Origin of the sequence: Methylophaga sp. UBA5088 (genome assembly GCF_002414625.1) — a bacterium.
GTDB classification, from domain to species: Bacteria; Pseudomonadota; Gammaproteobacteria; order Nitrosococcales; family Methylophagaceae; genus Methylophaga; species Methylophaga marina.
Genome location: NZ_DIAC01000086.1, coordinates 1 through 6468, shown reverse-complemented (window position 1 = coordinate 6468; position 6468 = coordinate 1). Strand labels below are relative to the sequence as shown.

At 45.6% G+C, this 6468-nt stretch carries 6 protein-coding genes; all 6 read right to left on the bottom strand.

Annotation, left to right across the window (positions count from 1 at the left end; translation table 11 throughout):
• A partial coding sequence (locus B4K20_RS10830) for a carboxynorspermidine decarboxylase (RefSeq protein WP_289282892.1) occupies nt 1-908 on the bottom strand: 908 nt, incomplete at its 3' end.
• Between the two features lie 5 nt (nt 909-913).
• On the bottom strand, nt 914-2113 hold the full coding sequence (locus B4K20_RS10825) for a saccharopine dehydrogenase family protein (RefSeq protein ID WP_289282891.1): 1200 nt from the start codon (nt 2111-2113) through the stop codon (nt 914-916).
• A 26-nt stretch (nt 2114-2139) separates the two neighbouring features.
• Complete coding sequence (gene speA / locus B4K20_RS10820) at nt 2140-4086, bottom strand: biosynthetic arginine decarboxylase (protein ID WP_289282890.1); 1947 nt, start codon at nt 4084-4086, stop codon at nt 2140-2142.
• Nucleotides 4087-4203: 117 nt separating this feature from the next.
• Nucleotides 4204-5256, bottom strand: coding sequence for a succinylglutamate desuccinylase/aspartoacylase family protein (locus B4K20_RS10815; RefSeq protein WP_289244714.1), 1053 nt, complete (start codon nt 5254-5256; stop codon nt 4204-4206).
• A 4-nt stretch (nt 5257-5260) separates the two neighbouring features.
• Complete coding sequence (gene rimK / locus B4K20_RS10810) at nt 5261-6166, bottom strand: 30S ribosomal protein S6--L-glutamate ligase (RefSeq protein WP_286304388.1); 906 nt, start codon at nt 6164-6166, stop codon at nt 5261-5263.
• A partial coding sequence (locus tag B4K20_RS10805; protein WP_289282889.1) for an ATP-dependent zinc protease occupies nt 6166-6468 on the bottom strand: 303 nt, incomplete at its 5' end. The genes B4K20_RS10805 and rimK, both read right to left, overlap by 1 nt.

Sequence of the window (6468 nt, the reverse complement as noted above, 5' to 3'; positions counted from 1 at the left end):
GCTTCACCCGCACCATGAATATCGGGACGATATGGCATTTCCAGCGTATCCGGCATATGACAAGTGGCGGACGTATCAAGAATCGCCTGGTTCAGTTTATTCCAGGTGATATCCAGCACTTCACAGCTCAAAATACCAGTACCGATCGCCATGGCTTCACCTGGCTCAAGATAGACCTGCACATCGTGACGAGATTGGAATGCCTGGATTAATTCGACCAACCCATTAATATCATAGCCATCAGCGGTAATATGATGACCACCGCCAAAGTTGACCCATTTCATTTGTGGCAAGATATGACCAAACTTTGATTCAACTGCTGCCACTGTTCGCTCAAGTGGCTCAAAGCCTTGTTCACACAAGGTATGAAAATGTAGCCCGCTAATGCCTGCTAATGCACTTTCATCAAGCTGAGACAGCGTGATGCCCAAGCGTGAACCTGGTGAACAAGGGTCATAAATTGGCACAGCCCCTTCAGAATGTTCAGGATTGATTCGTAAACCAAACTCCAGATCAGGTCGTTGCTGTTGGACCGCTAGACACTGCTCTCTAAACCGTAACCACTGGCTGCAAGAGTTAAACACGATGTGATTAGCGAATGTAAGCAGTTCATCAATATCCGCTTGACTAAAAGCAGCAGCAAACACATGTACTTCGCCACCGTACTCTTCATATCCCAAACGAGCTTCATGCAAGCCACTGGCGCAAGTGCCATTGAGATAATTTTGTGTTAAGTCACCTAGCGACCACATAGAAAAGGCTTTTAGGGCACCAAGTACTTTTGCACCACTCGCGACAGCCACACCATGCAGAATGCGTAGATTACGTTCTACGGCAACTTCATCAACCACAAAACACGGTGATGGCAAACGAGATAAATCCAGTTTGCCAAAATCAGTAAACTGCATCGAAATTAGTCGTCCAGATTAAAGTTATCAAGCTCAATCACACTCCACGGCAAACCATATTTATTCATGTCTTCCATAAATGGATCAGGATCGAACTGTTCAATATTCCACACGCCAGGCTGTTTCCACTTACCTTCTAACATCATTTTGGCACCAATCATGGCTGGTACACCTGTGGTGTAAGAAATAGCTTGAGACTGGACTTCCTGATAACAATCCTGATGATCTTTGATGTTATACAGGTAAACAATTTTTTCTTTGCCGTCTTTAATGCCTTTCACCACGCAACCAATACAGGTTTTACCTTTGGTTCTTGGGCCTAAAGTTGAAGGGTCAGGGAGTAAAGCTTTCAAAAACTGAATCGGTACAATTTTCTGGCCGTTATAGTCAATAGGCTCAATACCGGTCATACCGACATTACCCAATACTTCCAGATGCTTCAGATAGCTGTCACCAAAACTCATCCAGAACTGAGCGCGTTTCAGAGTCGGGAAATTTTTAGTTAATGATTCCAGTTCTTCATGATACATACGGTAAATATTGTAGGTACCGACTTCTTCTGGGCAGGTAAATGTCGCTTTTTTTGACATCGCAGGCGTTTCAACAAACTCGCCATTTTCCCAGTGACGACACTCAGCAGTCACTTCGCGGATATTAATTTCCGGATTAAAGTTGGTAGCAAATGGATAACCGTGATCACCACCATTGACATCGATAATGTCTAACTCGTGGATTTCATCAAAGTAATGCTTGGCAATATAGGCCGTGAACACATTGGTCGCACCGGGATCAAAACCACTACCCAGCAATGCTGTTAAGCCCGCTTCTTTAAATTTATCCTGATAAGCCCATTGCCATTTGTATTCAAACTTGGCTGTATCCAGTGGTTCATAGTTAGCCGTATCCAGATAATCCACCCCGGCTGCCAGACAGGCATCCATAATGGTCAAATCCTGATACGGCAAGGCCACATTAATCACTAAATCGGGTTTCTCTTGTTCCAATAACGTGGTCAATTCAGCGACATTATCCGCATCAACCTTCGCTGTTTTGATAGGTCGGTCTAACTGGGCTGCGATCGCTTTGCATTTTTCTTCTGTTCGGCTTGCCAATACAATTTCAGAGAATACTTCTGGTAACTGTGCACATTTATGTGTGACTACGCCACCGACACCGCCGGCACCAATAATCAGGACTTTAGACATTGCTGAATTCCTTTAACTCGTCTCAATTAACGTTCAAAAAAAGTATAGCCATGCATACTTTCTTTAAAAGCATGCAACATTTTTTGGCGCATAGGCACCGAAATACGTCCGTCTCGCACAGCTTCTTCAGCGATACGCCGGAATTGTTCTAACATGTGTTTAGGGTCGTACTCAACATAACTCAGTACATCGGCAATACTGTCGCCGTGGAACTCGCGGCGGAAATCAAAGCCGCCTTCTTCGTTGATATGCACACTGACGACATTGGTATCGCCAAACAGATTGTGCAAATCGCCTAGCGTTTCCTGATAAGCACCAACAAGGAAAACACTTAAGTAATATTCTTCACCGTCTTTAAGCTCATGCAATGGCAAGGTTTTCTTCACGCCCGTTGGTGAAATAAAGTTATCAATCTTACCGTCACAATCACAGGTCATGTCTGCCAACACGGCGTCTCTGACGGGGGCTTCATTTAAGCGATGTATGGGCATAATCGGGAATAACTGATCGATGGCCCAGATATCCGGCAAGGACTGGAACAAACTGAAGTTACCATAATAAATATCAGATAAAAGTTCTGGTAAGGCTTCCAGCTCCTGAGACACACGTCTTGCCTGTGGCAGCAAATTCGAAATCTTTTCAAGAATGGCCAATGCCAGATTTTCAGCCAAAGCACGTTCACGAATGGTCCCTTGACCATGATGAAATAACTCACGCATTTCATCACGGTAATACAAAGAGTCGTTATAGCACTCTTGTAAATTTTCCGGACTCACATAGTCAAGCACACTGAATAAGTTAATGATGTGATCGTGACTGTCTTCTGGCGCTTCAGCTGGGAGCGGTTCCGCTTTGTGCTCTCGCACTTCCAATACATTAAAAAGCAGCATCGATGAGTACGCCACCAACGCACGACCAGACTCAGAAATAATGACCGGATGCGGAATATCGAGTGGGTCCAGGCTTTCCTGTAAAGCTTCAACGATGTTGTAGCAATATTCATCCAGACCATAGTTCATGCTGTGTGTGCTGTTACTTCTGGCCCCTTCATAGTCAACAGCCAGACCACCGCCCATATCGATGTAGCCCATTGGGGCACCTTCTTCGATTAGGCCCGCGTAAAACCGACATGCTTCCATAACACCGGTACGGATATTACGAATGTTAGGGATTTGAGAACCGAGATGGCTGTGCAATAACTGCAAGCAATGCAGCATATTCGCTTGCTTGAGTTTATCAACCACACCTAATAAAGCACTGGTGGATAAACCAAAGATAGATCGATCACCACTGTCTTCATTCCAGTGACCTTCCACCATAGAAGCCAAACGAATGCGAACCCCAATCAGAGGGTCAATCCCCAGAGCACGACTACGCTCAAGGATAATATCCAGCTCCATCGCCGTTTCCAAAACAAAGAAACACTTGATCCCCATTTGACGGGCATACAAACCAAGCTCAATGAACTCTTCGTCTTTATAACCATTACAGACAATCAGACTGTCGTGATCACGTAGCTGTGACAAGGCGATAATTAATTCAGCCTTACTGCCGGCCTCCAGACCATGATGATAACGGCTACCGTAATCCGCAATCTCTTCAATGACGTGACATTGCTGATTCACCTTGATTGGAAATACGCCACGGTAATGATTTTTATAATCTGCTTCTTCTATTGCACGTGAAAAGGCTTCATTAAGCTGAGTAATACGCTGATCGAGCAGATTTTCAATGCGTAAAACGGCCGGCATATCCAGCCCACGTTCACGCATGCCATTGACGATATCGATGATGGGCACTTGTATGGTTTTCTCACCAAACTGCACGCTGACAACCGCATTGCCATCTTCAGACACATCAAAATAGTCACTTCCCCAGTCCCTGACTCCATATAAACGAGCACTATGTTCAGCACTCCATTCAGTACTTAAATCCAGCTCGTTATCGATAGTAGGAAAAGGCGTTTTCTGCATTGACGATTATTCCCGTCTTGGTTAGTTAAAGGGCGCGATTTTCACTAGTTTGCAATGAAAAAGCAAAGAATTATTTCAATTATTACATTGGCGAGATGACATCAAAGTGACACCTGCTCAAATTATCGGTAATTCATCAGGCACTGCGGTATCTGTTGCTGGATCCAAATCCGTATGAAAAGCCAGCACACTATCAGCCACTTCGTCCGGTTTGTTAAACCTTGCGATATGAAACAAGGCCTCTCCCTCATTCACTAGTGGAATATTGGTACGGCCGATGACGATACCTGAACTGCTCGCCAGCACCTCTGTTTCAGAATCCCCTTTACCATAGGGAGCAGCCACCATGCCTAGTAAATCTCCTTTGTTCACACTGGCGCCCATGGGCACCAGCATTCTGAAGATGCCACTTTCCGGCGCTCTGACCCAAACACTGCTTCGAGCGACAAATGGCTCGTGTTGACGTTTTTTGTGTCGAGTCGTTGCCAACATACCAATGTGACGCATCACAGCCAAGACGCCTTTCACACCAGCCCTGATTGCCATTTCATTAAATCGTAAAGCTTCACCAGCTTCATACACAATTACTGGCACATCATATGAAGCGGCCGCATAACGTAGTGACCCCTGAATCAGACTCGAGTTCACTACCACAGGCGCATCAAAAGCATGAGCCATCATTTCTACGTCAGGATTGGATAAGTCAGCTCGTATCTGAGGTAAATTATCGCGATGAATGGCAGCGGTATGGAGATCGATACCATGCGTACACTGACTGACGACTTCTTTCATAAATGAGTCAGCTAATCGGGCAGCCAGCGAGCCTTCATCTGAACCAGGAAAACAGCGATTCAGATCGCGTCTGTCTGGTAAGTAACGGGATTGATTGAGAAAGCCATACACATTAACCACGGGAATCGCGATGATGGTGCCTTTCAGACCTTTTAAACTCTTACTTTTCACCAACCTGCGAATAATTTCAACGCCATTGATTTCGTCACCATGCACGGCGGCTGATACAAACAGAATCGGGCCTTTGCGACGCCCACGTATGACGTGCACAGGCATGCTCAACGCAGTCTGCATATAAAGGTCAGGCAAAGGCACATCGATAATCTTACTTTGCCCTAATCTGACTTCCTCGCCAGCCAGAACTAAAACGTCAGACATGCGCTTAGCCTCGACCCCGGGTTTTTGTTTTACCAGAACGGGCATTTCTCTCGATAAAATCGATGATCATGCTGGCAATATCTTTACCGGTTGCGTTCTCAATACCTTCCAGTCCCGGTGATGAATTCACTTCCATCACAACCGGACCGTGATTTGAACGCAGTAAATCGACACCACAGACATTCAAGCCCATAGTTTTCGCAGCACGCACAGCCGTGGCTCGCTCTAAGGGTGAAATACGGATCAAGTTAGCACTACCACCACGATGCAGATTAGAACGAAATTCGCCTTCTTTTCCCTGACGTTTCATTGATGCAACGACTTTATCACCGACCACAAAACAGCGAATATCGGCACCGCCAGCTTCTTTGATAAATTCCTGCACCAGGATATTGGCTTTCATGCCCATGAAGGCTTCAATAACACTTTCCGCGGCTTTTTCAGTTTCGGCCAGTACCACACCAATACCTTGTGTCCCCTCCAGCAACTTAATCACCAACGGCGCGCCACCGACCATTTTTATTAAGTCGTCTACATCATCCGGACGATGCGCAAAGCCTGTCACAGGCAAACCAATGCCTTTTCTGGATAATAATTGAAGCGCGCGCAATTTATCTCGTGAGCGGCTGATAGCCACTGACTCATTAAGCGGATAAACATTCATCATTTCAAATTGACGAAGCACCGCTGTGCCATAAAAAGTGACGGATGCACCAATTCGTGGAATGACAGCATCATAACCTGTCAGAATTTCCCCTTTGTAATGCACTTCAGGTTTTAGCGAGGTAATGTTCATGTAGCATCGAAGTACGTCCAATACATGTACTTCATGACCTCGCGCCTCTGCTGCCTCAACCAGTCTACGCGTTGAATATAACTTGGGGTTACGAGAAAGAACGGCGATTTTCATCAGCTTTCTCCATCAAAAAATTCTTTAACAGGCTGTTCATCATGCTCCTGAACACTTTGGCCAGTCATAAATGACATGGCAGGATTGACAATAAGATTGCCGGCGGTCATAGCGGTTCGACCCAACAGCATTCTAAACAGCATATTATCGCGGTTTGTCAGAGTGACTTCTATAGGCCATTGTTGATTGCCCAGAGATACCTCAGTCTGAATCACATAACGTTTTTCAGTATGACCGCCCGAGTCAGTAACATTACGCTCATCCTTAACACGCGCCTCGCACCAGATTTCGGTCTCGGTATC